The organism is Pseudovibrio sp. Tun.PSC04-5.I4 (genome assembly GCF_900104145.1).
Lineage (GTDB): Bacteria > Pseudomonadota > Alphaproteobacteria > Rhizobiales > Stappiaceae > Pseudovibrio.
Genome location: NZ_FNLB01000006.1, coordinates 2,097,494 through 2,124,054 on the forward strand (window position 1 = coordinate 2,097,494; position 26,561 = coordinate 2,124,054).

At 47.3% G+C, this 26,561-nt stretch carries 29 protein-coding genes; 6 read left to right on the forward strand and 23 right to left on the reverse strand.

Annotated features, from left to right (window positions below):
- Positions 1-7: 7 nt before the first annotated feature.
- From sctJ to BLS62_RS14905, 21 genes are all read right to left on the reverse strand, one after another.
- On the reverse strand, positions 8-811 hold the full coding sequence (sctJ, locus tag BLS62_RS14805) for a type III secretion system inner membrane ring lipoprotein SctJ (RefSeq protein ID WP_093182170.1): 804 nt from the start codon (positions 809-811) through the stop codon (positions 8-10).
- 38 nt (positions 812-849) lie between these two features.
- Positions 850-1,347, reverse strand: a complete 498-nt coding sequence (locus BLS62_RS14810; RefSeq protein WP_093182172.1) for a hypothetical protein — start codon at positions 1,345-1,347, stop codon at positions 850-852.
- 59 nt (positions 1,348-1,406) lie between these two features.
- Complete coding sequence (locus BLS62_RS14815) at positions 1,407-1,811, reverse strand: hypothetical protein (RefSeq protein WP_093188959.1); 405 nt, start codon at positions 1,809-1,811, stop codon at positions 1,407-1,409.
- Positions 1,812-1,920: 109 nt separating this feature from the next.
- Positions 1,921-3,168, reverse strand: coding sequence for a hypothetical protein (locus BLS62_RS14820; RefSeq protein WP_093182174.1), 1,248 nt, complete (start codon positions 3,166-3,168; stop codon positions 1,921-1,923).
- A gap of 305 nt (positions 3,169-3,473) precedes the next feature.
- The gene (locus BLS62_RS14825) at positions 3,474-3,812 is read right to left on the reverse strand and encodes a hypothetical protein (RefSeq protein ID WP_143521567.1); all 339 of its coding nucleotides are present in this window, start codon (positions 3,810-3,812) and stop codon (positions 3,474-3,476) included.
- 108 nt (positions 3,813-3,920) lie between these two features.
- On the reverse strand, positions 3,921-5,180 hold the full coding sequence (locus tag BLS62_RS14830; protein ID WP_093176470.1) for an IS256 family transposase: 1,260 nt from the start codon (positions 5,178-5,180) through the stop codon (positions 3,921-3,923).
- Positions 5,181-5,267: 87 nt separating this feature from the next.
- On the reverse strand, positions 5,268-6,035 hold the full coding sequence (locus tag BLS62_RS14835; RefSeq protein WP_143521568.1) for a hypothetical protein: 768 nt from the start codon (positions 6,033-6,035) through the stop codon (positions 5,268-5,270).
- 120 nt (positions 6,036-6,155) lie between these two features.
- On the reverse strand, positions 6,156-6,614 hold the full coding sequence (locus BLS62_RS14840) for a type III secretion system chaperone (protein ID WP_093182183.1): 459 nt from the start codon (positions 6,612-6,614) through the stop codon (positions 6,156-6,158).
- A 247-nt stretch (positions 6,615-6,861) separates the two neighbouring features.
- Complete coding sequence (gene gspD, locus BLS62_RS14845) at positions 6,862-9,126, reverse strand: type II secretion system secretin GspD (RefSeq protein ID WP_208990870.1); 2,265 nt, start codon at positions 9,124-9,126, stop codon at positions 6,862-6,864.
- Between the two features lie 98 nt (positions 9,127-9,224).
- Complete coding sequence (locus BLS62_RS14850) at positions 9,225-10,220, reverse strand: hypothetical protein (protein WP_093182186.1); 996 nt, start codon at positions 10,218-10,220, stop codon at positions 9,225-9,227.
- Between the two features lie 300 nt (positions 10,221-10,520).
- The gene (locus BLS62_RS14855) at positions 10,521-11,189 is read right to left on the reverse strand and encodes a hypothetical protein (RefSeq protein ID WP_093182189.1); all 669 of its coding nucleotides are present in this window, start codon (positions 11,187-11,189) and stop codon (positions 10,521-10,523) included.
- Between the two features lie 5 nt (positions 11,190-11,194).
- On the reverse strand, positions 11,195-11,779 hold the full coding sequence (locus BLS62_RS14860) for a hypothetical protein (protein WP_093182192.1): 585 nt from the start codon (positions 11,777-11,779) through the stop codon (positions 11,195-11,197).
- A 55-nt stretch (positions 11,780-11,834) separates the two neighbouring features.
- A complete protein-coding gene (locus tag BLS62_RS14865; RefSeq protein ID WP_093182195.1) occupies positions 11,835-12,302 on the reverse strand; it encodes a tetratricopeptide repeat protein in 468 nt (155 codons plus the stop codon).
- A 54-nt stretch (positions 12,303-12,356) separates the two neighbouring features.
- Positions 12,357-12,854, reverse strand: coding sequence for a hypothetical protein (locus BLS62_RS14870; RefSeq protein ID WP_208990871.1), 498 nt, complete (start codon positions 12,852-12,854; stop codon positions 12,357-12,359).
- A gap of 98 nt (positions 12,855-12,952) precedes the next feature.
- Positions 12,953-13,942: a hypothetical protein gene (locus BLS62_RS14875; protein WP_093182197.1), complete on the reverse strand. Its 990-nt coding sequence runs from the start codon at positions 13,940-13,942 to the stop codon at positions 12,953-12,955.
- A 14-nt stretch (positions 13,943-13,956) separates the two neighbouring features.
- The gene (gene sctE, locus BLS62_RS14880) at positions 13,957-15,042 is read right to left on the reverse strand and encodes a type III secretion system translocon subunit SseC family protein (RefSeq protein ID WP_093182200.1); all 1,086 of its coding nucleotides are present in this window, start codon (positions 15,040-15,042) and stop codon (positions 13,957-13,959) included.
- 42 nt (positions 15,043-15,084) lie between these two features.
- Positions 15,085-15,636 (reverse strand): hypothetical protein, encoded by a 552-nt coding sequence (locus tag BLS62_RS14885; RefSeq protein WP_093182202.1) that lies wholly within the window; start codon positions 15,634-15,636, stop codon positions 15,085-15,087.
- 229 nt (positions 15,637-15,865) lie between these two features.
- Positions 15,866-16,240, reverse strand: coding sequence for a hypothetical protein (locus BLS62_RS14890; protein WP_208990872.1), 375 nt, complete (start codon positions 16,238-16,240; stop codon positions 15,866-15,868).
- Between the two features lie 7 nt (positions 16,241-16,247).
- Positions 16,248-16,628 (reverse strand): type III secretion apparatus assembly protein SctX, encoded by a 381-nt coding sequence (locus BLS62_RS14895; RefSeq protein WP_093182204.1) that lies wholly within the window; start codon positions 16,626-16,628, stop codon positions 16,248-16,250.
- Between the two features lie 76 nt (positions 16,629-16,704).
- Positions 16,705-18,342 carry a hypothetical protein gene (locus tag BLS62_RS14900; RefSeq protein ID WP_093182207.1) on the reverse strand — a complete coding sequence of 546 codons (1,638 nt, stop codon included), beginning with the start codon at positions 18,340-18,342 and terminating at the stop codon, positions 16,705-16,707.
- A gap of 17 nt (positions 18,343-18,359) precedes the next feature.
- A complete protein-coding gene (locus tag BLS62_RS14905) occupies positions 18,360-18,803 on the reverse strand; it encodes a hypothetical protein (protein WP_143521569.1) in 444 nt (147 codons plus the stop codon).
- 175 nt (positions 18,804-18,978) lie between these two features.
- Here BLS62_RS14905 and BLS62_RS14910 point away from each other — a divergent pair, with 175 nt between their 5' ends.
- The 6 genes from BLS62_RS14910 to BLS62_RS14935 all read left to right on the forward strand — a co-directional run bounded on the left by BLS62_RS14910 (position 18,979) and on the right by BLS62_RS14935 (position 24,886).
- Positions 18,979-20,271, forward strand: a complete 1,293-nt coding sequence (locus BLS62_RS14910; RefSeq protein ID WP_093182211.1) for an HrpJ domain-containing protein — start codon at positions 18,979-18,981, stop codon at positions 20,269-20,271.
- Between the two features lie 76 nt (positions 20,272-20,347).
- Positions 20,348-20,722: a hypothetical protein gene (locus BLS62_RS14915; RefSeq protein ID WP_093182212.1), complete on the forward strand. Its 375-nt coding sequence runs from the start codon at positions 20,348-20,350 to the stop codon at positions 20,720-20,722.
- A 372-nt stretch (positions 20,723-21,094) separates the two neighbouring features.
- Positions 21,095-21,880: a Crp/Fnr family transcriptional regulator gene (locus BLS62_RS14920; protein ID WP_093182215.1), complete on the forward strand. Its 786-nt coding sequence runs from the start codon at positions 21,095-21,097 to the stop codon at positions 21,878-21,880.
- A 34-nt stretch (positions 21,881-21,914) separates the two neighbouring features.
- Positions 21,915-22,154 (forward strand): EscE/YscE/SsaE family type III secretion system needle protein co-chaperone, encoded by a 240-nt coding sequence (locus tag BLS62_RS14925; protein WP_093182218.1) that lies wholly within the window; start codon positions 21,915-21,917, stop codon positions 22,152-22,154.
- A 27-nt stretch (positions 22,155-22,181) separates the two neighbouring features.
- Positions 22,182-22,472 carry a hypothetical protein gene (locus BLS62_RS14930; protein ID WP_093182221.1) on the forward strand — a complete coding sequence of 97 codons (291 nt, stop codon included), beginning with the start codon at positions 22,182-22,184 and terminating at the stop codon, positions 22,470-22,472.
- 185 nt (positions 22,473-22,657) lie between these two features.
- On the forward strand, positions 22,658-24,886 hold the full coding sequence (locus BLS62_RS14935) for an FHA domain-containing protein (RefSeq protein ID WP_093182224.1): 2,229 nt from the start codon (positions 22,658-22,660) through the stop codon (positions 24,884-24,886).
- A gap of 140 nt (positions 24,887-25,026) precedes the next feature.
- Here BLS62_RS14935 and BLS62_RS14940 read toward each other — a convergent pair whose 3' ends face one another.
- Both BLS62_RS14940 and BLS62_RS14950 read right to left on the reverse strand, forming a co-directional pair.
- Complete coding sequence (locus tag BLS62_RS14940; RefSeq protein WP_093182226.1) at positions 25,027-25,815, reverse strand: DNA adenine methylase; 789 nt, start codon at positions 25,813-25,815, stop codon at positions 25,027-25,029.
- Between the two features lie 340 nt (positions 25,816-26,155).
- A complete protein-coding gene (locus BLS62_RS14950; protein ID WP_093182232.1) occupies positions 26,156-26,560 on the reverse strand; it encodes a hypothetical protein in 405 nt (134 codons plus the stop codon).
- Between the last annotated feature and the right edge of the window lies 1 nt (position 26,561).

The window sequence follows — 26,561 nt, forward strand, 5'->3', positions numbered from 1 at the left end:
CCGGCAATTAAGCAAGTTCTTCAGGCAGAATGTCATCTCCGGCACCACCCTTGGCTTTTTTGCCACCGATCTTGAGTTGTTTGAACAAAAGAAAGCCAACGCCAGCAATCAACAACAGCAATACAAAACCGAGCCCGCCGATAATCTGCCAGAAAACCCCGGCATCATTGCGCGCAATACGAAGACCCGGGAACACAGTTTCAAGTTCCTTATCAGAACGAGAGTTTTTGAAGGAAAGCTCCCGCGCTGGAACCAAAGCGACAGACACACTCGCGTATGCAACACCTTCAATCGCATTGCTAACAAGACGCTTGATCTGCGGAATGAGAAACTCGATATCAAATTCTGGACGGTGCTTGATGAAGATCGCAGCCGAGGATGGCTTCACTTCCTCTCCCAAATCAGCTTTTTTAGGCAACACGATGTGAACACGAGCAGCAACAATACCATCAATTTCCGTAATGGTTTCCGCCACTTCCTCACTCAACGCATAGACAAAACGGATACGCTCTTCAAAGGGGGAAGATATAATACCGGATTTCTTGAACACCTGACCCAAAGTATCTCGGGTTCGTTTAGGCAAACCATTAGCATTCAGGATCGTCACTGCCCGCTGGATATCATTGTCATCCACCTGCAACGTGACAACGCCCTCACCAAGACCAAGCTTACTAGCAGAAACACCGTTTTCCAGCAACAAGCTCAACATGGTGTTAGCTTCTTGCTCAGACAGGTTCGTATAAAGATCCGTATTGCAGGCAGCCAGGCCAAGCATCAAACAGCCAATTGTAATAAGACGCCAAATATTCATTTAAACTTACACCGCACTTCTTTAAGGCCCATTCAGGATCAACGCATCAACGCGTCGAGGCCCTGCACGGTTTTGCCGGCAATTTTGGAACTCACATCAACCAGCAGTGAGTAATTCGCGACTTCAATTTGCATATTGATCAACCGGTCCACCTGACCAAGCTCACTACCTGATGACAAATTCATGATGTTTGAACTGCTCTCGGTGAACGCCCCACGCACCTTCGCCAGACCATCAATCAGAAAATTACTGTCAGTCGGATCAACAGACGCAACCTCTCGTGTCGCTGACACGGCAGAACTTGGGTCAACAGGCTTTGCTGCACTCACAGCTTGAGGGCCGCCAACGACAACAGTTCCATCAATGATTTGACCAGAAACCGGCGCAGGTACAGCGCCAGCTGCATTCAAAGCAGATTGGAATTGATCCTCCAACCCAGCCACCTCTCCGGCATCAGGCCCCAAAGAGGGTTTAGAACTTCCCTGAAGAGCCTGCTGCAGCTGCGATGTGAGTGAACTATCAAGTAATGTTGTCATGAGTACCTCTCACCCGAAGCTGTAACGAAATTCAAAACCTAGCTTCCCTATTCATTTTCTCAACGGGAGACCATCGCATTCATCGGGCTTGCAAGCTCATCCTTTGTGGAGAGCGCTTGTGCAGCGATTTCGGCGCAAGGAGTTCCCGCAGCCATCTCACAAACCTCAGTCAAAATCTCACAGGCTGTTTCCAGATCGCCTTTGCGCAACAACGCAAGACCGCGGTAAGTCTGAATAGTATCGGTAGGGGGAGCAGCTTCCAGATGCGCGAGCGCATCATCAACATTCCCACGAACCATAGAAGCAAGGCTCAAGCCTAACGGCCCGGCTTCCTGATCAGGGCGCATGACCTGAAAAGCCTTGAAGATGAATTCTGCATGTTCAGCCAGACCGTAGGAGACAGCAATAAACCCAATCTCAGCCAGCATTTTTACAGTTTTGCTATCAAAATCTTCGGCGTTCATGACACCCTCTTTTCCAAAAGTCAGCGTGCGATCCACCGACAATAACTCGGCAAGCCGCACACTAAATTTCCAAAGCACCCTCAACTCACAAGAGCTCAACAGCCAGGAATTAGCGATTTTCCCAACGAGCTCCCTGATGAGTAGGAACTGGCGGTGGTGTGTCTGCTCGTTCCTGTAAGACCGGCTTCGGCAAGATAACTGGCTTACCTTCAGCCGTTATATTTCCATAAATCGACTGCTCTTCTTCAACAATCACATCGGAATAATCACCGCTGTTCTCTACGGCACTCTCAACTCCAGAATTCACGTAAATCGACTGATTGTTCACAGAGCCAGCTTTTTGGCCCCACGTAGAATTGCTCTCAGATTGATCTAGAGTTCCATATGTCTCATTCAAGCGGGCGCGCCCGGGTTCAGAACGGTTTTCCGAACGAAAATCCAATGAACCATACGCATCCCCGCCTTCAGACACCTGCTGCTGGGTATCTTGCAGAACCTGAGCAACTCCTCGCTGCTCGTTCAAACTAGTATGTGGAACAGGCGTACCTTTAGGAGCACCCTTATTCACCAAGGCATAGGGCTCATCACCGGATACGTGCTTGGAGGCAGAGTGCAAGGCAGCAGTGTTGTTCGCACCTGAGGCCTTAGATTGCCCCACTTCATAACGCGGACCATGCTGAACTTCTGCATAGTCACCATCATTGGAGACACCAAAATCATCCCCGAGGACACTGTATCTCCCGTCGGTGGCATCAAAACCAGCAGACAATGACGAGGAGCTTCCATACAATGCATTAGGAAGCACTACAGCACCCTCACTGTCGACATAACGACCAACTGACTGCGTACCATTGTCACCGGAAACATCATCGTAAGGGCTGATTTCACCCAGAGTTTGAGCAACAAGACCATTCAGCGTAGAACTCAACTGCTTCAGCGCTCCAAACCGAACGTCATGCTCCTGAAATAATGGATTATCTTGGATCTTTTCAAAAGCAGAGTGCAAAACATCCTGTGCCTTAGACTGGTAATTTTCTACACCACCCAATCTTAAACTGAACTCCACTTCGTTCTTTGCCAACGAAGTAAACACACTCCAGTTATCAAGTTTCTTTTCATGAACGTTCAGTGCACTTGAGAACAACTTTCCATGAGTAAGCTTAGCCAGGCTTGCCCTCGAAACTGCGCTATCACTACCCTTGGTCTTTGCCTCATAGATTGCCTCACCATTGCTCTCGGTTGGCGTACCCAGACGCACCTGCGCATTGTCTTTGATAGACTGCTTGCTCGATGCATTTTCGATTTGTGTTATAACTGATGACAAGTGGCTAACGCTTGAAAAGCTAACTCCGGTCATGATTGCCTCCGCAATTTTATCTGCCTTGGATAATTCTATATCCTTGAAAGTCTTGAGGTTTAGAATGCACAGTTCTGGAGGTGAGCAGAGTGCCGTTAGTCACAGAGACTAAATTTTCCTTGCTAAAAATCATCAGATATAAAGTGGTGTCTTACCGCGACTTTACCGTGGAGTTGTCATACTCCGATAACATTGAAGAGGCATATGACAGCGTGTCTAATGCCAATCCTTGATTGTATTACTCCAAGCAAAGATCAACCAGCGCTCAAGCACAACACCGCGGTTGAGCTTCATTGCCTACGAGTTCATGATATATGAAAACTACGTATCGTACGTGCCGCATGTACGTTATTGGTCTGGTAATTGCGATCAAAAGATAAGACTTTGACTTGCTTTTCATTAAGGCCCGCCGCTTTTTGCTGCGTCACGACACCGGCTTCATCAGCATCGGCACCCACATCATTCGGAAGGATTTTATTCTCAGAGCCATCACCGTCCACTTCAGCATCGATTGGGGCAATTTTTACAGCTTTGGTTTTCAGTTTATCCCGCCTATAGGCATCATCCATGACAGCTTCCTCATCAGGAGATACTCCCAAATCCACCTCTCCTTTTTCATCAAGAACCGATCGAGATTGCTGCAAAGCGAGCTCAACTCCCGCAGCATCACTTAAGCTACTGAAACTGGACTCATAAACGGTCTCGTCAACATGATGGGTTTCAGAGCTAACCGCAAAAGTTGGTGATGGGTTTCAGGCGGCGTGATTTTGGTTTGCATCACTCTCGATGCCATTTTTGAAGATGACACCCTGTATTATCTTAGGCAATTGATTTTTGCCTCTCAATTTCTGCCAGCGCTTCTCCGCTGCCTTGATCAGCATGAAGACCATTGGCATTGCAGTATCCCGGGAGAGGCAGTTCTTGGTCTGCCTTGTTCTGTGGCGCACAGTCGCAAAGGTTGATTCAATTGGATTGGTGGTTCTGATATGCCCCCAATGCTCAGCAGGAAAGTCATAAAAAGCCAACAGTTCGATCCTATCCTTGGCAAGGCATTGCGTGGCTTTGGGGTATTTGGCCTCAAATTTCTCTATGAAAAGATCAAAAGCCGTCTCAGCATCTACGCGGTTCTCTGCCATCCAGATATCCTGTAGATCTTTCTTTGCTTTGGCCTGCAAGGATTTAGGCATTTTGCTTAAGACATTCATTGTCTTGTGGACCCAGCAGCGTTGAGCTTTTGTTGTGCTAAAGACTTCCCGCAATGCCGCCCAGAAACCCAGAGCACCATCACCGACAGCCAACTTCGGTTCGATCTGCAAGCCGCGAGCTTTGAGAGCAAGCAGTAGCTCCCGCCAGCTCTGAGTATCTTCCCGGTAGCCATCATCAAAGCCAATCAGCTCTTTCTTGCCTTCCGGTGTTGCCCCGATCAACACCAGAATACAGCGACTTTCCCGTTCTCCCCGGGCTTTCAGATAGATGCCATCTGCCCACATATAAACGTAGTTGCGCGCTGACAGGTCTCTGGTTTTCCACTCTTCCCATAAAGATCGCCAGCTTTTGACAAGGCCGCGGATGACATCCGGTGAAAGGTTGGGGGCATCAACACCCAACAAAGCACTCAAAGCTTGCTGAACATTATTGGTAGAAACCCCACGCAAATAGAGCGCTGGGATCAATTCATCAAGACTGGTTGAACGGCGCAGATAATTAGGTAACAGATTGGAATGGTAATGAATTTTCTCTTCTGCATTCTCATCTCGATCCCGGATCCGAGGTTTGCTGACCGTGACTGGCCCAACGCCAGTCTGGACCTGTCGCTCTGGCAAATGCCCATGCCGAACCACCCGCTGACGGCCATCTGGTAATTTTAAGTCCGAGTAAAGCGAAAGCACGCTCATGACTTCACTCTCAATGGCCGCTCGCAAAAGTTGCTGTGCACCCGAACGCAAAACTTCCGTAAGTGCATCTTGAAATTCCCCTGGCTGCACAAGCGGGATAACACTATCATCTGTCATAGGCGTATCAGCTCCTCTGGAGTCAAAAGCAAGCCTCAATCACTTGCTATGATACGCCGCAATTCACTCCGTCACCAAGATTCACCGTTAGCTCTGGGTTTCAAGCAGAGTACCAGTCGTCTCAACGGGACAATTCGAGCCGAAATTCTCATTGCCTGATCCGGCACAACTGTGGCCACCATTTGAAATACCTGAATTTGAGATAACCGCGTCCTCCGACCCACGAGAACTCAAAGTGAGGCCGGAAAGCCTGAAGTTGTCATCACTCACATATCGTGTTTGCCCACGTGCCAATTGAAACCCCACAGATGACAACAAAAGCGCACTGGAAACACCGAGTTGCGCAACTGGTTCCATATGTGCCCTGCTTGGAAATGGGATAGCCGCACCTTCATTACGCAGATACTTATTCAACCTTTTGAGTGATGAGAACTTCAGCCCCTTTTCGTTACTCTGTTCATCCTCAAACACAAGTTGAGAGATATAGCCTAGAGCCTCGTCAATTTTTGTCTGCCTAACCTGTTGAGCGTCCAGATAAACGTCTTCCGCCGCTTCATTTTTGAGCAATTGGCAAAAGACATCCCAATTGTTCGCCTTCACGGTAGGTTTTTCTGCTTTGTTTTGAAGGAAGAGGCTATGGCGCGTCACTGCGCGGCACAAACCAACGATCTTCCCGCCTAGACCATTGTTGTTCTCGTCCCGAACAGTTGCCTTATAAAGAACCTCACCATTCTCAGCTGTACTTTTGGAAAGGCTAACACGTGCATCTGCTAATTGCTTTCCAGAGAGAGCAACCTCTAGTCTGGTTATAACATTGGTGTAAATTTCATTTTTAGAGAAGAGTATTTCAGTCATCACAGCATCCATCAGACAAAAGACCACCACCAGCTGACTTTTTAAAAAAATCAGACCGCTAGGCATTGTCCATAAAATGAAGATTTTATCGGAAGACTTCCAATAGAAGGCCTAATGAAACTAAAGGCTAATCATAGAAGCCGACTCAAAGACACTGGATCTAGTCAACTCAGGCTCTTCAGCCACCTGTGTTCCCATCTCACGCACGATTTTCAACCACCCTGCGGAAACATCAGCAAAGGCCAGAATAAATTTAGCGAGCTTCTCTGCAGTCCAAGATGTTGCTCGAAGGTCATTGTGCATGACCAGCGCATCATTTTCTATTAGCACAAGACGCATGCCACCAGATTGGAAACTCTGGGTATTGTAAACCAGAACAAGCTCAAGAATACGATCCCGTTGCGTGGGTGTTAATTTGCAGAGCCGAGCCGAAACGCAGATGCGGTCAACATCTGGCACCAGCTTAAAGCTCAACGTAAAGGCATCTAGTTTAACAACACGAACCGTTTGATCCTGTTCATCTTCTATGGCCTCAACATTTAAAAGCGCACAGGCTTCCTTAAGCAAATTCTCTAGCATGGGGGGACTCAGTTTCCTTATTTTCTTGCTAGCAAGTCTGTCAGAAATCGATGAGCGCCAAAGTGTCAAACGATACAGTTTGAATAAGTTACAAACTCAATTAAAACTTTTCTTCCCATAACTTAGGTAACGTCTCAAAAAGAAGCACCACTTCAAACGATTTCACTAGGCACAATAAATGATCAAAAAAAACCCTGAAACAACGCGTATTTCAGGGGAAGTTACTGATGGACCTATCTACGCAGGTTTAGAAAGATGAAAGCTCTCGGCGTAGCTTTTGCGTAATATTTTGCAGCTCAGACTGTTTTCTAACGACACGCGGCGTAATCATAACCAACAGTTCCGTCCGCTTGGATTCATTATTCGTACTGTCTTTAAACAACTCGCCGAACACAGGTATTTTTCGAAGAATTGGAACACCGGATTCCCCCTCTTCCTTGCGCTCCTGAATCAGGCCACCTAGCAAAATAGTGCGCCCAGATTCAACAACGATATCTGAGTTGATGGTTCGGGTAGAAATCGTTGGCGTAAGCGACGGCCCCTCCTTTGTGGAAATTACATTGCTTACTTCCTGTTGAATTTGCAGGAGAACAGAATTGTTGGGCCGAATATTTGGCTCAACCTGCAAAACAATACCCGTATCCTTCACCTCAACTTCGTTGGTGACCGTCACAGTACCACTGTCGCTTGAAGTTTGACTACGCGATGCAAATGGAACCTGATCACCAATAACCAAGCGCGCTTTTCGCCCATCAAGAACGGTAAGGTATGGTGAGGAAATCACTTTAACTTTTGTGATGTTTTGGAGGGCTTTCAGCACAACATCCACACCAACAGTGTTCAGAGCAATTGCGCCACCTGGACTGGATGGCCTCGTAACACCGCTTGCAACCTGGCCTGTACCACCTGAGAAGATTCCCTTACTCAAATACCATTGTACGCCATAGGACAGACTGTCGTTGATGCTAACTTCCGCGATGGTCGCTTCAATAACCACCTGAGACAGTGGCAAATCCAGAGCCTGAACCACGTCGCGAATATGCTTAAACTCCTGATAAGTGGAGTTCACCAAAAGTGCATTATTCCGCGAATCTGCAACAATACCGATCTGCTTGCCGGCAGGAACTGAACGTGCACCCGTTTCCTTCGCACCTTCAAACAAATTATCAGCTGCATTGAAGCGGTCGTTTATATCGGAGTTATTATCTACGGGCTCCCCATTTGCAGATACTGGAAAACGCCGTGGAGCTCGGCCCGGTTTTCGCTGCTTTGGCTTACGATCCGCTTTAGGCTCTTGTGCACCACCACTACTACCTCCCCCTTGCAAAATCTGTGTCAATTGTCCGGCAATTTCAGATGCCGGAAGATACTTCAACGAGATGATACGCACCTTGGGACTATCTAACAGGTTGTAATCAACCTCTTTCACAATGCGCCGCACACGCAGCAGCATCTCTTTGCTCTGCACAGCAACCAGCAAAGACTGCTGTGCTTCAAGAGGAACAACAGTCAGTGATGCGTTTAACTGGTTTGGGTACAATTGACGAAAAAGTGTCGTGAGCTGCTTTGCCACCTGAGAAGCAGAGCTTTGTTGCAAGCGTAAAACCGACACAACTGTTTTGTCGTTGTTTCGATTGTAAAGACTATTCACCAGCTCTTCAGCGGCGACAATATCCTCAGGTCGTGCCCGAACTGCAACCTTATTAGTACCCTCAACCGCAATAGCAGAAGCACCAGCAGGCAAAATTGCCTGCAACACCCCAGCAGCATCATCCGCAGAAGCAGAACGAACCGGCAAAATACGCAGTTTCAAATCCCCAGCAGAACCAACTCCAGAGAATTGCTCAATCGCCTGAATCGTTTCAGGCCTTCCAATATGGAATATTTGATCAATAAGTTTTAAAATGTAACCATTTCGCCCAAGTAAAACACGAACAAGCGAAAGCATCTGATCTTTTGCGATTGGTTTTTCAGTCTGGAATGTAACCGTTCCCTGTAGAGGTTCGTCAATGACGTAATTGACCTGCAGTATTCCGCCCAAAGTTTGACGAGTGAAATAGTCGAGCGCCTCACCGCGAAAATTCAAATTCACCACATCAGACGTAGTCTTGGCATCCTGAGAGCGGGCAGTGCGCAGTTCCTGTGTATTGCTCGTGTTTAACGCAGCATCGGCCAGCAAAACTTTCGCTTCTTCATCATTGAAGTAAAACGCTGTACCGGGCCGTCCTTCCTGTGAATTTCCGCGATTGACCCAGCGACTATCAATCGCCTGTCCCGGTAGTCCACGAGATGTCGTCGCCAACCGAGCATTTCCGGAAAGCGTAGGAACAAGTTCACGTTGGTTTTCTTCCGAAAAGAAATACCGCAACTGCTCGGAAAGACCCGCTTGGTTAGCAGGCGCTTCCCATTCCAGATTTGGATGTTGAGTTGCAGTACATCCCAACAAACCAAAAAAGACTGCAAACGAACATACTGTCTTGCGCAGTATTGAACTAAGTCCAGCACCTATCATTTCAACCCTATGTGTTCAGCACAACTACCCACCACGACCTCTGAGGTTAAATAAGCCCAGATCCTTCGTAGGTGTGCTGCTCGAACTAATTCAATTTTTTATACGCGGCCATTATCAAGCAGCAATTGCACACGCCCACCGGTTCCAAGTACAGACTGTCCGCCCAATGCTTCGTTCGCGAGTTCCAACGAACCAGAGATGGTTTCCCTGATAAAGTTCACGACCTGCAGCGCATACTCGGCTTCAACAAGGTTCATAAGGCTTATTTCATCCTTTACGCCCTCTTCTGCCAAAATGCGCACGTCCTCGCGCAACTCCTCAATAACTATCTGGCGTTGATCAAACTCCGGTTTAACCGCCCGGAGCTCACTTGCAGCTTTATCAATCACCTCCTCAAGAGAGGAGATGACTTGATCGTCCGATAAGCTCATTTTTTTTGAACCCATCAAATCATTGAGAGCAGTCCGCAATACTGTTTGAACAGCTCCGCTTTCCGCTAAATTGTCCTCGGCTGTATCAAGCTGGTCCAAAGTACCGGCAAGAGCCGTTTCCACATCGCCAATTTGGATATTTAGCTGTGCCATCTCGTCGGTCAACCGCGTCACTTCTGTAGGATCAGGTCCCAACTCACTATCAGCGTCTTCAGGGTCCAATGGAGTGGTATTTGGAAGAGCTGCCAACTCGGCCTGTTTGGAGGATAACGTTTGGTTGAGTTCACTGAGTTGATCTTCCTGGGTCTTTTGCTGTGTTTCCAACCCTACAATCTCCGCAGCAATTTCATCTTGCTTTGCGAGTGAAATCAAAAGTGCCGTACGTACGGATCGAACCTTCTCAGAATCTCCAATAAGGTTTTGTTCTTTCAATGCAGATTGAATCTCTTCAAACTTTGCAACGACCTGACTAACCAGAACTTCAAGATTTGTCGTATCTGGTGGCGGTTGCAATCCAAAAGCAGCCGAAACTCCAACTGACAACAACTGACTGGCCGCTGGTACAGTTTCAACACGTTTTGCCGTAGCAGACGATCCCAGTTGTACACTTGGTTCGATAGCATCAGCTGTAGACGGGGAACTAATAGGCGGTATTGCGACCATCACAGGAATCCTTAATTCGTATCCCCTCATTTGTCGCAGATATGCCCTAGGTTATGTTGTGCCTTAAAACACAACGTAAGTTCTGCTAAGGTACTCATTCTTCTCAAAAATGGTAGCAGGCTCAATAATCACAACGAAAAAAAATTAAATAATATCTAACTAGTTGGAAAATAAAGAAAATACTAAAATACCCCATTTATTTTCACCCACTAAAACAAAGACACACTCACATCAAAAAGAAAAAATTTATTCAGAAATAATCACTTCATCTCAAGAAGAAACGCACGACCCCCAATCCGCTTAGGTTTGGTCTTCATTAGAAGAAGATCGAAGTACGCGGCGAAGCGCCAAAAGCACTCCATCCGTCAACATCGAAAAAGCCTGCGCATATCCAGGCCTACGTTTCTGTGCGCTCAAATAGGGCAGACGAAGGTACAACCGCTCCAACATATGAGAACGAGCTTCAATTTGAGAAATTAGGAATTGCAAATCCTGAAAATTCACCGAGGCTGGCATAAGCTCTTGCAAGGAAAAGCCATATGTGAGCGGCTGAGCGTTATATGTATACCACTGAGAGAGATCGTATTGCCGACTATAACTCAAGTACAGATGGTTAACCTCCCGCAAACTATGAATGATCTGTTTTACATTTTGCGAATGAGCAGCAAGTGACTTTTGTGAAACAGGCCTATGCCGCGCTAAATCCCCCCCATATTGGAGGGAAATCTGTCGAGCGAGCGACAGCATCTCTCGCTTTGAAGGACTTGCCGCATTATCCCGGTTAGGACGCGATACACGGGAGCCATTCATAGAAATTTCGGAATATTCAAGTCTGCGGAGAGGAGTGAAATCTAAGGACGTTGACTGCGTACCAATAGAACCCAATGAGGATATTGGTACTCCAACCCCTTTTTCCTCTTCCTGAGCACCGTTATAAGCACGATGAAGATAACCGCTGACCTCGATCATCAATGCTAGTCACCAACAACGGAAGAGTTTTTTTGAACTTCAATGGCATAAGTTAAGCGCTTTGCGAAATCTTCCAAAGCAGGCCCATTATGAGTTTCCATCAAACGATTAAACTCATTCAGTTCCACATCCGCCTCTAATACATTTTTAGACCACAAAAAATGCTCTGCAAGTCGCAACCGAACGGCAGGGTTCTCGGGCGCTAAGGTTTTTGCACGTTGCAGCACCCTCTCAACCCAGATCCCTCCTTGTGGCCATTTAGCGTGACTTAAAGCCAGCCCCAGCCAATACTCAGCATTCTCATTGTTGAGCAAACACAGAGCTTGAAACTGCCTTTCGGCGAGAGATCTCCGATTAAGGTGCAGCGTCTGGTAAGCAAACTGATAAAGTACTTTCTCGAGCTGAGCATCAACACGAACAATATTCGCCAGACCCTCACCATTCTTAATTGCTGCCATCAATGCATTTGCATCAACAGAACCTCCGCCCAGAGACTGAAAGACAACGTTCAGGTCATTATGTTCGCTTTGCTGTATGCTAAGCAGCTTATCATTCTCAGCCTGTTTTAGTCTGGAGGCAGCGTCCTGCATTGCACGTTTCCGATCGCAGCGAATTTATTTTGTTAATGTATGCAGTCCACTTAACTCAAGCAGCGACAAGACCATCGAGAAGCTTTTTGGCAGATTGCAACATCTCCGCATCCTTACGATCTTTTGCAAGTTTAAGAACGTCAGTCAAATCCTCTTTTGCTTCATCAAAATGCCCTAGAGCAAGACAAGCAACGCCGGAAAAATAGTAGGGCCGCGGACTTGTCGGATCCATTATCATAGCAACAGATGCAGCCTGAATAGCCAATGAGTATCGTTGCAATTGAACCGCACAGTTTGCCAGACCAAGTTGGACATCAACATTCGTTGGTTCAAGCAGCACAAGGCCTGTATAGATCTCAAAAGCTTTCTCAACGCGCCCGGCATCCATCAGCCCTTTGGCCATCACCAATCCGGGTTTAATATCATCTTTTGAGAGCCCGAGACTTCGACCAATTGCCCCCATAGCAATAGCCTTGATATCTTCTTCAGGATTGTCACCCAACGCTGGAACACGTTCAGTCATAACTCTTCCTTTTGATGATTTTCTTATATGTATGTTAAGGTCGCAATGGATTTATCAGAGCTGAAAAACCATAGCTCCGTCAATTTCATCTGCAAGTGACCGCTGATCAGCGCCCCAAATACTTGCCTGCGGAAAGCCGCTCTCTGATTGCCCAAGCAGCGGCTGATATAACGTCAGGGCGGAAAGCAGGTCCTCTATCAAACCAACCAGCTTATCCTGCTCAGTATACCCTCTAAAACGTACTGATAATTGCAAGTGATCAAACCCATCATCTCCAGAAGTCAACATTGCCAAAACATCGAAACGAGACAAACAAGCCAAATTTGCGTGAAGGACGCTTTCAATCTGCTGCTGGCGAACAGGCATGCTTTCACTAAAAACTCCAATGTCTACACTGACCTCAACACCAGCACCGTCCAACGCATTGGCAAAGGTAAGCAACGCACCATCGACACTCATTGTTGTCGTATTCTGCGCTGACATCTGCGGAGCACCCAAACCAAGCTTTCGCCAAAGCTTTTCGATGCACCCGAAATAATCGCTCGTAAACACAGCACTACCTTTCGGAAAACAGGCTAGGAATTCACTCAGAGACCGATAATAGGTAACAGGTGCATGCAGAGGGTGAGCGCACGCACCTGTTTTTTCGGTTAGCTGCGAGTAATTGCAGCTGCCCTTTCGTTTTCAATTTCGCGAGATTCCTTCAGGAACTGAATGATCGCGCGAATGATGTCATCAAGCGCTTTCTGGACAGATTCTGCTTGGTCATTTTCTTTACGAACTTCCTCAGCCCCAGCCGCCAGTTCTTGAGATATAGCCTCATCTTCTTTTGCATTCGCCTGAGTGAAGGCACTTGCACTTTGAGACCCTGTCGAACCCAGTGTATTCACGACACCACCGATCGTCGCTATTGACTGTGCGCGCGAACCCGAAGCACCTGCAACAGCATCAAAGCCCTTCGCGGTTTGACGAAGATTTGCGGCTTGATCCGCGATCCGCACCTTCGCTGCTGCCTGATTAGACCCCGTCAAACTATTCGCTTGGGTTTCAAGTTTGGCGGCCTGCGCGTTATTACTCGCGGAATTTTTCGCTGCACCAAGGCCTTTAGAAGCGCTCCCGATTGCAACCGCAGACATGATAATTGCAACAACAGAAGTCACGACAGCTATAACGATACTAACGATCGCACCTGTGCGTGTTTCATCCGCCGCATCCCGGCTCTTACCTGCCTGAGCGTGCATGCTTGTTTTAACAACTTCACGCGCAAGTAAACGCGTATCCAGCTCATTCAAACGCTGGTTAACAGCCGATTTATAAAGTGCTTGTGCAATCAAGCGCGACAAAGAACTAGTAGAGTCGATACTATCCAAACTTCCAATAGCTTTGGTTGCAGCTTCAAGACGATTGAGAACCTCATCCGTCGTTGACTGATCGTAATCAGCACTCCCGGAAAACTGCGGCAAAGACACAAATGAAAGGAATGTCCCATGATGCTCGGGGGGGAGTGTCGCAAGACGAGCTTCAACACTCGTCTGAAAGGAAATCGCACGCTCCTCTGAAACCGCAAGTGAGCCATTTGCCTGAAAGAAACTCGGTGGCAGATAATCACGGTTTAAGGTCGTTCCAGCAGCTGTAATCATAAAAATCTCCTCAATTATCCTGCAAACTTCGTTCTACCAACGGTATCTGCACGCTCATTCATTGCACTTACAGTTCCATCTAGAGCATCATTAAATTGCTCTCCCGCCTGCGTAAGAATTGCCAACAGTTGATCAATAATCTGACTGATCAGCTGGATAAATGCGTCAAGATCGGAGGCATCGGCCTGCAGCTCCTTCGAATCTGCTACATTCTGGCTTGCAGAATAAGAAACTGCACCAGCAGCAATATTTCCTGCACTACTACCAATTTGGATCACCGCAGAAGTAATTGAGGTAATTGCTTGAATTATTGCCCCGATACTACTTGCTTGACCTCCGGGAATAAAAATGGATGCACCCGCCATTACAATACCAACAACGGCTCCAACGACTTTCATCGCGATATCAACCTTGGAAATCGTTTCTTCATCGGCTCCAGCTGCAACTGCAACATGACCTGCAATGCTCCTGCCTGTTGCAGCCTGCACCGTGGCGTCAATAGCCATTGCAAGCTGCACCACCCCGGCTGCTATCATAAATGCGCCAACCGCTTGGAACCCGGGAATAGCTGTAAGGATCGCTCCGGCGACAAGGGAAATAACTGCAGCAATCCACTGAAATGCCAAGGAAATTTTCTGCCAGATACTCAGCCCTTCTTGTTTCTTCTGGGCTTCTTCCTGCTTCTTGATAGCTTCATCCAATTTGGCTGTTTTTTCTTTAAAAACAGCACTTTGCTTAGTGGTCTCAAGCGTAACCTTGTTCTTTTCAAGCTTTTCTTGACTAGATTGCATTTTATCCAGAACGGAAGCAATCAGAACTTCAATATCTTGAAAGCCTGCAGTTGCCAATGGAACTCCCCCAGTTGCTGAGGGAGTACCAGGACCAACATCAAGAAGACTATTGGACAGGCGCGTTATATGCTGCGCAAACGCAATTGTTGCTATCATCGGCGTCCCACCGATAGCAGCTAACGTACCCAGACCAACTTTACTGGCAACCCCTGCTCCGCCGACATTTCCAAGCAACTCTGCATTCGTATCGAAGACATCACCCAGACTGTTACTATTCAGGCCGAGGCCAAGACCCTTAGGAAGCTCCATAATAATCTCCAACTTTAAAGTTTTACAATTTAAGTTTCTGAATTAAACTAACTGCTTACGCGCACTTTTCATCATGTTCTGCGCGTATTTGCGATCATCATAATTTTTGACTGGATTAGTAAACATCCGCAGAGCGGCCTCAAATGCATCACCCGCCTCATGGTATTCTTTTGCAGCCATCAAGCATTCACCAAGGCGCAAATATCCTTGAGGGTTGGTCGCATCCATACTAATAAAGTAGAGATAGAGCTTCACTGCCATCCGCACATCGCCTTGAACCTGATAGGTCATAGCTAGACCATAGGTAAAATGCTCTTCCATCGGGGCGATCTGCACCAACATGATAAAAAGAGCCTTGGCCTTCTCAATCTGCCCAACAGATATATTGCGACGGGCCATTTCATAAACGGCAGCCAACTCATCCTTGGAAAGATCCAGCATCTCAGAGATAGAAACGCCCTGTTTCATCAATTGATAAAATTTCTCATCTTTGAACCCGAGCGCGTCGACCTGCTCCATAAGAGGTCCAGCAATCTCTTTTATGGTTTCCACAAAGAGTTCAGGTGACGGTGCGGACATATCCAGAAGTGACATGAGGCTCTTTCTTTATTTCAAGCTATACCAGCATTGAAATAGCATTAGCCCATGCTCACAAATGCCTCTGTGCTAAACAGAACACTCCAGAATGCAATATACACAAAATCAATCCAGATACGGACAACCACATCTGAAGCATAGTCACCATCGCGCGCCGACGACGGCGTAAGTCATTACAATAACATGCTATTTCATTATGAGGATGACTGGATTATATATTAGCAATTTAAGAGGAAAGGCGTTCTCGTCTGTTACCCAAGTATATATCAATCGCATCCTTGGCCTTATCAGCATCATGAATTGTGTAAAGACACCGTGCTCGAATATAATGGCGCATCGACTGCTCATCTGTACGCACATATTTGCCAAACTGCTCTAATGGATCCAGTGCATCCAACTCCCGCAGACTTTCAAGAGCAAGATCAAAACGATTCAACAAAAACAGCAAGGTCGTACGCGCCAACAAGGTCTCTTTTGAACAATCACCCAAGATGAGCATCGCCTGCACCATAGTGAGGGCCTCACTATACTTACAGTTCTGCGTCATTATATAGACGCTTAGCAGCAAGAAATCTCGTCGGCGTGGCGTAACATCAGTCATACTGCATCTACCCCTGTAGCAACATTGCAAGAGCTGACTGCAAGTCTTCATCCAAGATAACGTCACCCATCAAAAGTGAAGCAATATCCTTTAAAATACGCCGTTTTTCACCTTGCTCGCGAGCTGCAGCCGCTGCAAACATGCGTTGAATTTCCTTCCGCAACTCACTCAACTCAGATGGAAGAAGGATGTCGGTGTGGGAAAGGTTCGGCTGCAAAAGCGATGGAAGCCGCTCATCCAATGTAGGGCGGTGCAAGATTTCGTTGAGTGGACGCACCTCCGGAAGAAAGACAGGCGCAAGTTTTTTACCTTCCGGCAGCTGTACATGATCTTCAACCTTCCAGCTGGAGACCTCATCAACACCAATCGTAATTGACGCTACACGCATCCGATATGTCTTCCTATCCAAAACAAAGCAGCCCCAGCATTATTTCGCTGGAGCTACACCTCGTAATTCAGCCAAATTAGTTAAAGCCACGAGCAATCTGAATATTCAGATCAAAGCCACGTCGAACCGTACCTGTGGCCTGCTCAAAGGCTCGGTTTTGTTCACGATTATCCTGGTTGATATCATTCGTCAGCAATTGCGGATTCAGCAAAGTAACGGCATCACTGAGCTGCGTCGAAAACCTCTCCCATTGAGTTCGGCTAAACTCATTCAAATTGCCATTTCCATTATTGAGCATGTCATGGCTTGGTCGCGTCGCATTAAAATCAGTTTCCACTGGATGCGGCGCACCAGAAGCCACGTCCTCAAACATAAAAAAGACGGACTTCGTGAATTGGCTTGCAGACCCCAAATTGACTGCTAGGCTGTGCTTTTCCTTTTCAGCATCCTTACCAGTCTGAGTAAAACTCTTAAGCGTTTCGTTGACCAGACGCTGCATCTCGGAATAGGCTTGGCTCAGCTGGTTCAATTGTGTCAGCTGCTCAGTTCGCATAGTAATAACGGCCTGCAATTTCAAGCTGTTCTGATTTTGGATAAGAGCGACCAACGTTGGCACATCCAAGCGCGACACAATACTGTTTCCATTGCTATCCGTACCGGCGATACCCTGCAGCTGCAGCATTTGCAGCTCGGCCTCCTTGATAGATAAAATCCGCTGCTCTTGCTCTATAAAGACCCTGTAACCTTTGTTGATGGATACATTCCCATCCGAGCTTACAAAATTTCGAGCACTACCGGCGGGACTTGTTGAACTTGGTGTGGGCACATCAAAAAATGAGTGCGCGCGCTCAAACCGCTTGATGACCTCTTGCAATTGCGTCGCTAGACCAGAGCGAGAAAACACAGCTGTGGTGGAAATATTCGCCTTAAATAACTCCAGCTGCTCGATATAGACCTGTTTATCACTGTTGAATGTTTGGCGATCAGAACTGGATGTTTTGTTGTTCAAAGGCTTGTTGTTGATTTTTGCAATTTCCGCATCGATTAGTCCAGTGATCACAGTCCTGCTATCAGACAAAGATGTCGTGGCATTTGGCAATAAGTCCAGAAGCGGGGCAACCTTAGATCTAAAAATGTCAGAGGCAGCAAGACGTTCTTGTTCACTCGTTGATAGCTGAGCAATAGTCGACTGTGTCAGGTTGTTGACGACGATGATGTCACGCTTGTCATCAGACCGAATAATACCAATTTCATCGGAACCAGACCCAATCTTGGTGTTTCCGTTACGAATGTCTTCCTCAGAAAAATTGTCGCGAAAATACCGGAGCTGAACGGATGGGTGCCAGGAAAGAAACTGCTGTGGCGTGGGGTTACTAAAGTTATTTGGCAAATCCTCATCTGCCACAGTCGTAGCAGGATCGACCAGAACCCTCGCAACAAAAGCATTGTAACGAGTTGGATCACTTGAATAAGCCTGCGTTCCCGGAATAGAAAGCAATGGGTTCTCAAAATCTGGATCAACAGCAGGCAGATTGGACAAAAAACTGCCCCATATGCTGGTTTGAGAATCTGCAGGATTCGGAGCTTCAGCCTGCGCAGAGGCAACATTCACCTCAGAAGGACTTTGGGCTTGAGGCGCCTCACCTTCGCCATCAGGCTCTACAGGAGGCTGAATTGGGGCATTTGATGCGGATGGACCTACACTGCTTACCATGTATTAATCTCCATATTTTAGAGGATAAGGCGAGTACGACCCGCATTTCTTTGAGGCTTCGCTACAGATGATTGAGCGGCCTCCTGTTCATTCTTTTGAGCATTTAGGAGGAGAGTGTAGTGAGCAGCAATCGCATCATAACTTTGAATAAAATCAACGAAATTCCTGGATGAGATCAGCCGGGCAATTAGCTTAAGCGCGTGTGGATCATTTTGAACCACAGAAAATTCCAAAAGCTCTTTTATATTTATCGCGATTTGTTGTGAAACCAACTCCCAGTCGGCAGCCGTAATCTTCTCTTCATTACTCTCACACAGGGAAATAGCCACATCCAAATAGATAGACAAAGCATTCGCCTCACCAGGAGCACCAGTAAATTCTGGAAGTAAATCAACTAGATCTGACTCAGTCCTCATCACACAACCACTACTAAAAACCAATAATTGGCGATAATAAGCCACGGATTTTCGGGCAGCGCTGTATTGCTCGGCACACCGACACAAGCTCAGTTCAATCACATCTTACAAATTAGCTAAAAGGCGCACTCAGACTTGTGTCGCCCGGCACAATTACCCCCCACAAAAGCAGTATGAGTAAGTCATATACTGAATCATATTATCACGGGGGTGAACTCTTATGAGCTTAGAAGTTTTAAGGTCAACAATTGCCACTCACAATGCCGAGTCTCCAGTTGGCGCCCCCTTGATAGCGGAGGCAATGGGCCAACGCAGAAATGAACGCGTCATGCAGCTCAGCAATCCGTCAAAGTTGACCGATGCAGCAGAAGAATTGGGCCAAGCCCTTTCCTCCCGCCTAGATAAGCGCTCGCTGGAAGTAAGATCTGTCCGTCAGGGACAAGGAACAAACATAGAAGCAATCACCCGGATTGCAGAATTTTATGACAAGCTCCCAGATTTACCCTCCAAGGACAAGCTTCAAGGCATGGTAAATCTGTTACAGGACTTCCAGAACAAGCAAAGCACAGGAGGTCGAACGGGTGGACAAATTACACCTCAAGATGTGTTCGGATTTTTGCAGCAATTTGATGGAGACGTAACTCATCAATATGCCGCTTTACAGATTGCTATCGAGCACTTCGAAACCACAGGTGCTGACGACGCTCTGCTCCATGCCCTGTTAAATGCGCGTAAAACAATGGAAAGCGGAGATCTCGGTAAGGATGTCAGAGCAGGATTGGCAGTTGCGAAACTCGCGCATGACAACGCAGACGACATTAGCTCCGACCCTGCAACCGTGCGCAAGAACTACCGTGAAATGTTGCGGAATGAACCAAACTTCGGGATAATCTTCGACAGATTCCGAAAACTCATTTCCAGACACAGACAGTTACAACAGCACACCTCACAAAGCGTTTCAAAAGAAGTATCGGAAACCCCGCTCAGCTCGTTTGATGATGTGGTCAATCTGTTTACAGAAGCTGCGAGACAAGGGTTGGAACAAGCTGACACTCAAGATGAACCAGCCCACCTTGAGGCTGTGCTGACGGAACTTGGGAAACTGAAAAGTCTTCGAACCGTATTTGAAGGTGTGCACGTTGCAACAAAATTGACCGGACGAAGTTCTCAGGGATTTAGCAGCATTGCGGTAGACGTCGGACTGGAACAGATGGCCAGTGACCTCTTCCATTATCTTGGTAAATCTGTAGCCGCCCCTGCAGACGCGCAAGGTCTGGTGGCCCCATTTGCACCAGCTGGCCTCGCAGCATCCCTAAGCTATACAAACAACTTACTGGCGTTGCATCGTGATGTACCTGAGACAATCATTACCAATGACAACATCAGAGTACAGCAATTCAACACGTTGCTGGGCCTTTCTGAGCAGCTGACGATATTAGAGGAAGAGCAATATCAAACAGCCGCAGAAAACCCAGCAGCTATGGATAACGCTCCTCCGGCCCCCAGCCATTGAAATGTTTCCTCTGCCGTTAATTTCTAACGAGTTAGGGGCTGACTAAGAAATTACCCAAACACGTAGGGAGTTTTGAATGCAATTTTCGAACGCGGTTCAGTCAAATCTGGAAGCATTTGCCAGCAACATGAAAATGCCATTCACACCACAGCAAGATGGAAGTTTATCGTTTTTACTTTCAGAGTCTGGAGAACTCACCTTCACACCTGTTAATCAAGGCCACTCATTGGTTGTGAGTCTTGGACGCGCTGCAACGAGCCATTCAATGAACCGAAATGAAGCCTTTCTTCGAAAAGCAGGCTTTCGACCCGAGCTTGGAAACAATCTACATGCTGCTCGATCCAAAGATGGAATGGCGCACCTGGCTGTTTCTTACAACGCAGTACAACTTAGCCCTGCATTACTGGAACAGACAGTGGATTTTCTAATCGCAGAGATGGATAAATTGTGATCATGCAACTTCAACAAGTGAACGTAAATTCGTGTTTCAAACCAAAAATGACTCAAAGCTGTTCACATTACCCAGGGAAATCGTGACTTTTTCGCACCTAAAATCAAATTCTCGACGGATATAGGGGTTTTCCATTAAAATATAAGTTAGATCGCGGCAGCAAGACTTGACTCGATCATTGGCTGTATTAGTTATAGATTAAAGGAAGATCCAAAGTTTAACAAACTTGAAATAAGAATGAAAAACAGTGAGAAGAATATTGGTAGAGTATAATAGTAAAAAAATGAAGTATGTTTGCTCTACTGAGAACAATATATCTTCTTTTTCTAAATTAGCTGTACTTCAATAATAAAGAGGATACGGTAGTTTTCCATGGAAAAGGCAGTATTTGATGCAAGCCTAGGTAGAGGTGCATCTAAGTTCTTTAATACTGAGGCCTCCTGCTCTAGTGAATCCAGTTGGAAAGAGAATGCAGCTTTATTTCAAGAGCTGAACGATGAACTCTGTGCAACACTGGAACAGTCGGCAATACGTCAGACATGCTCAAATGGTGAAAATATTTACCTTCAAGAAGATGAAGCTGAATATTTATACATCATCGAGAGCGGGCATGTTCGGCTGAGTCACCTGCGTGAAGACGGGTCAACCTTCTTGTACGCGATCATCACTGCAGGTCAGAGTTTTGGGGAGCTTGGGGTATTTCAACGTTCTGTGCATGCTGATACAGCTTGTGCGCTTGGAAAAGTGATTGTTCATAAAATTCGCCGCTCTGCGTTCCACGTCATCAGTGAGCAAAGCGCTGAAATCTGTCGTGCTTTGGCTGTTGTCGTCGCAAAGCATTATCGGTCTTATATCGAATCTACGCGGTGTTTGTCTTTGCCGAGCCTGTCCGCACGCCTTGCGCATGCACTGCTTAGCCTGTTGGAATCCATTGGCACACCTGCCGGGAATGACCCAACCGACAAATCCGTTATCTCCGGCGCAATTGTCACACAAAGCGATTTGGGCGCTATGGCACGCGGAACACGAAGTAATATCAACCGCCGCTTGAAGGAATGGGAGCGTGCTGGGATCATTAAAATACAAGATCGATCTATCACTGTGCTGAATAGAACAATGTTGGAACGCAGTTTGTTAAATAATGAATCAAACTTTTGAGATGCAAACCTGCACCTAAACAAAGGACCAAGGCGTGGAAGAAGAAAAGACCAACTCCGAGCTCTATGTAACAGATCTTGAGGAAGCCTTAAAAAGCGCTAAAGGTCAAGAACACGTAGATCTGCTCAACAAAAAGTTGGAGAAACTTTCATCTTGGGCGCAGGAACAATCCAAGCAACCTCAAACGGAAAGTAATTTCCAGCGCATTCAAACAGTGATGAGCGGCATCACTGCTGCAAAGGACGTTCTGCACAAATTCCCAGTAACCCATTAAAGCCGCACGACACACCAGGAGAATATCATGACGACATTTATTGATGGTGTCCAAGGCACGATTTCATCCACCGCCCCTACCCCACTTGCAAATACCGCAGGTATGGATGCATTGGCGATCAGCGTTCGCTTCCAGACGGAAATGGACCAGATCAACCAGAGGATCATTGAAACCCAATCATCAAACCTTGCTGAAACAGAAAAAATGTTCACCCTACAGTTGCTGGTGAACACTTACACGACTATGGGCCAAACGCGGACCAGCATGGTCAAAGCCCACGCAGATATGGTGAAAGCCTGCGCGCGAAATATATCCTGACATTCCCAAGCTCTTCTTGCAGCAACACCTACAGGTCTGCGAGTAGAGCTCTCAGATGCTAAACCGTGGACTTCCCTCTGATTATCTCATCACGAGGAAGAATACACTCGCATGTAAATCGATAGCCTAGCCACTATACGATACGCCAAATAGTCACCCACATAATTTCCTCGATAGGGCGATGAATGAATAAACTCATCCTCAAAATACTTATTGGCCAGCAGGCTGGTGCAGAAGTCATGCTTGAGCCGGGTGAGTATTCGCTTGGTTCTGATAGAAATGACGATTTGCAAATTGCTGATCTCAGTATTGCAGAAAGTCACATGCGTCTTCGTCTGCAAGATAACAAGATTGAGATTGCAGCCAATTCAGGTGATGTGCAGACAGAAAACGGCGTGACACTCTCAAGCGGTCAAACCGATTGGGTAGAAATCGAGCCACTCGACGTCATCACTATAGGCGTTGTAAAGATTGCGCTGGGTGCAAAAAATGCGCAATGGGCTACGCTGAGCAAAGCCCTTAACGCCAATGAAGAAGATGGCGAGCAGAAAGCTGAAAAAACAGCTTCCGCAACAATGTTTGGCGAGAACTCAATGCAAGTAGCCGCAATTGTGGCACGAGTTTCCGCCAACCGTAAACGTATTACTTTAAGTGCCGCAGCAGGTGCCGTTGTCATAGGTGGCATCTACCTCATTGGGACTGGCCAGATATCCCCCCGCACGGCAAGCGCTCTGCCAAATGGGGGAATTGCAGCAGTTCAAGTCGCCTTAGCAGATCTAACCTTCGCGAAAAACCTTAAGCTACGTAAAGATGTAGACAATCAAATTTATCTTACGGGCTACGTGAGCAAACCTGTCGAACGCCGCGCAATTGCAGATGCAGTTGAACAAACTGCCGTTCCTGTGCGTTTACGTGTCCGCGTTATTGAAACACTAAAAAAAGACATTGCTGGATACCTCCAATCCCGCGGTTCCAATGCAACGTTTACGTTGTCAAACCAAGGGAACCTGATCCTCAGTGGTTCCATTTTGGACAAAGCGACTGCAACACAGCTTGTCTCTGACCTACGGGAATTGAACGGCATCTCAGGAGTTGTTTCAAATATCAAAACAGCTGCAGATTACCTTGCAGATGTCCGTAAACTGGCGAAGCGCGCCCTCATAGATGACACAATCATCTTCCGCTTGGACAATGAGACGCTTGAAGTGAGCGGTATCATTGCCAGTCAGGATATCGACCGTTGGTCAGGGTTCTTGCGGTCGTATTCACGTCAATATGCTGAGCTCATTCCTTTGAGGTCATTGGTCAAACTGGTTCAGGAAAATGGACAGGTTGTCGACTTAAAAGCCGACTTCAGTGACGGAATTGAACCATTTCTGGCCGCATTGGATCCAAACACCAAAGAGCCTGTTGAAGAGCGCCAGAGAAAAGTTCTAGAGCTTGCAAGGGCCCTCAAAGCACAAGATGGTTTTCCAACATCACAGGCCGTGCAAAAAGCATCAGACCGTGTATCTCGGGGCAAGCCCCCCAAACAACAGTCCTCAATTCGAAAAGAAGATGTAACACCTCTTCAGAAGGCAACTCAACGTCTGTTGAGCAGCATTCGCTTAACACCAAACTTGGATGACACCCCTGCCCCAGAAGCAGCTCAACCCAATAGCGAAGAGACCGAAGACAGCAAAACCATACCTTCGTTCGCAGGGAATTTTACTGTCTCACCTAATAATGAGAAGAATATCTCCACCGACAAATCAGAGTACCAGTTAAAACGCATCTCACTTCAGGATCCAGAACTTAACGAAGCAGCTGAAGTTGTTTTTCTTGCATGGATGAATGTTGCTGAAACAAAAGTCATTCCCGAAGCGCTGAAAAAGCAGTTCTTGCCGCTGCTAATGTCACCTCAGACAAAAGGCCCACAGTGTTCAGACAGGCTGGCTGTTCCTATCCAGCAAATCCCAGTCACTGTGCTCTGGCTTGATATTCTAAGTGGCAGTGAATCATTAGCCCTCACCAGCTTCCCGAAGGAACGGCGGCAATTCATCTTAGAAGCAGCAATCAACCCCGCTGCCACACGTGATTGCCTCATTAAAGCTGAGAAGGAGAACGGGATTGATCTTATACCCTACTCCAATTTCATCCGAGAAAGTCTGCGGAACCCGGAATTCATCAGCTTCCTGACACGAGACCTTGCAGACCCGTCGATCACTATTTCCGGAGCGAGCTTGATTGGTGAACGTTATATCCAAAGCAACGCAAACAAACGCTACAAGGCCGGACAATCTATCGACCAAAGCAGCCGTCTCGTGGCGATCGGTGAACTAGGCGCTCTCATTCGTGAATACGACGGATATTCGGTAGCGCTCTACGGAGATACAACGGCGTGGGTCGTCCGCCAAGCCAACGATCCCCGGTAAACTGATCTGTGGCGCGGCGCGAGTTTTTGCATAGGTGGGCGTTTTAGAATGCACGGCGCATCCTCTCTTTTACCTCCAATTTTTGAGCGTTAGAAGAGCTGCTTTACAACGCTTTCTAACGCCCCTTTTGTGCCCCAGTTTTAGTTACTGATAATCAGCTCTTTGGCTGCCTTCTGACGGGTAGCATTCATCGTGTAGTTGAGGCTCACCTCTTCCAGATCAAAGCCAGCGAAGATCTCTCTGATCTGCTGTGTGTCGTTGATGGAAAGAAGGAACCGGCCTTTGATGGCTCTGAGTTGATCGGTCAGCTTTTGGAAGTCCTCAGCGTTAAACACGTCTTTGCCGTAATAGTCCTCGCAGGCCCAGTACGGTGGATCCAGATAGAAGAGTGTCTCAGCCCGGTCATATCGCTTGATGCAATCAGCGTAAGGCAGGCGCTCAATGATGACGCCGGATAAACGCTCATGAACGTCCTCCAGAAGCGGCACCACCTTGCTCAGATCAAACCTTGCCCCTCGTAAGTCTACACCGAAATTACGTCCCTCTACCTTGCCCCCAAAAGCAGTGCGTTGCAGGTAAATGAAACGGGCAGCTCGCTCCAGATCAGTCAGCGTGTCAGGATCAATTTTCACCAAACGTTCAAACTCAGAGCGGCTTGTCAGTTGGAACTTGAGCACTTCCAAGAACTGCGGATAGTGGCGTTGTAGGATGCGGAACAGAGTTACCACATCGCCGGAGATGTCATTGATGACTTCACATTTCGGCTGTTCAGCCCGGCGGAAAAAGATCCCACCCATGCCGACAAATGGTTCAACATAGGTTTGATGAGCGACCGCGCTAATCCGGGCTGAAACGTGCTTTGCAAGTTGCATTTTTCCACCGATATAAGCGGCCACAGGTTTGGTAGGTCTGACGGGAGTTACTGTCATTTCTTATTGTTATTTTCTAAGGGCTCATCTGGCCTCAGGTCATTATATGTGCCACAGCGGCGGCATTTGATTTCGATGCGCCCCTGAAGGGCATTTTCTTCTTTTTTGAGGAGGAGAGCTGCGCATTTGCAGCACTTGATAGACCCCATTCCCTATCTCGCATATGACGGTCCCGCAGCTCATTGTTTGGTGAGTTGATGCGGCGGGAGCAATGATATGATTGTCTTCACTGGCTGGGCTAGGCTTGGCGCTTGATGCCCGGTGCCCGGAGATTTCTCCGGGCCTTCCGCTTCATATTAGTGCGGGCAGTTTGGGCGTGCGCCGGATGTGTTCCGGCTTGTTAAAACTGCTCCACAATAGCAACCACATCAGCTGGGCAGTCTGGCCAGCTGGCATCCAGCGTAAAGCCCGTGTCTGGATCAGCGGCAAGATCAATCACCTTGGCCCGCATAGCGTTGACCCAATCGAGTGCAGCCTTGGTGCTGGTGAGAAGCGCCAAGTCTTCTGCACTGCGATCCTCAACCGCCTTGCCTGCAACAGCGGCAGTCGCGGTCGCCATGTTTATCTGGGTCTCAGAGCTGGCCTGCGCATAGATGCGTCTGCGGCATTCCGCTTTGACCAGCATTAAACGTGCTTCTGAAAGTGCTTTGTCGATGGCAGCTTGTGGCACGCCCTGACCCTGTAACCCCTTAAGGTCGAAGTTTGCATAGGTCTTACCCTGGTGTTCAATCGTCAAATCGCGCATG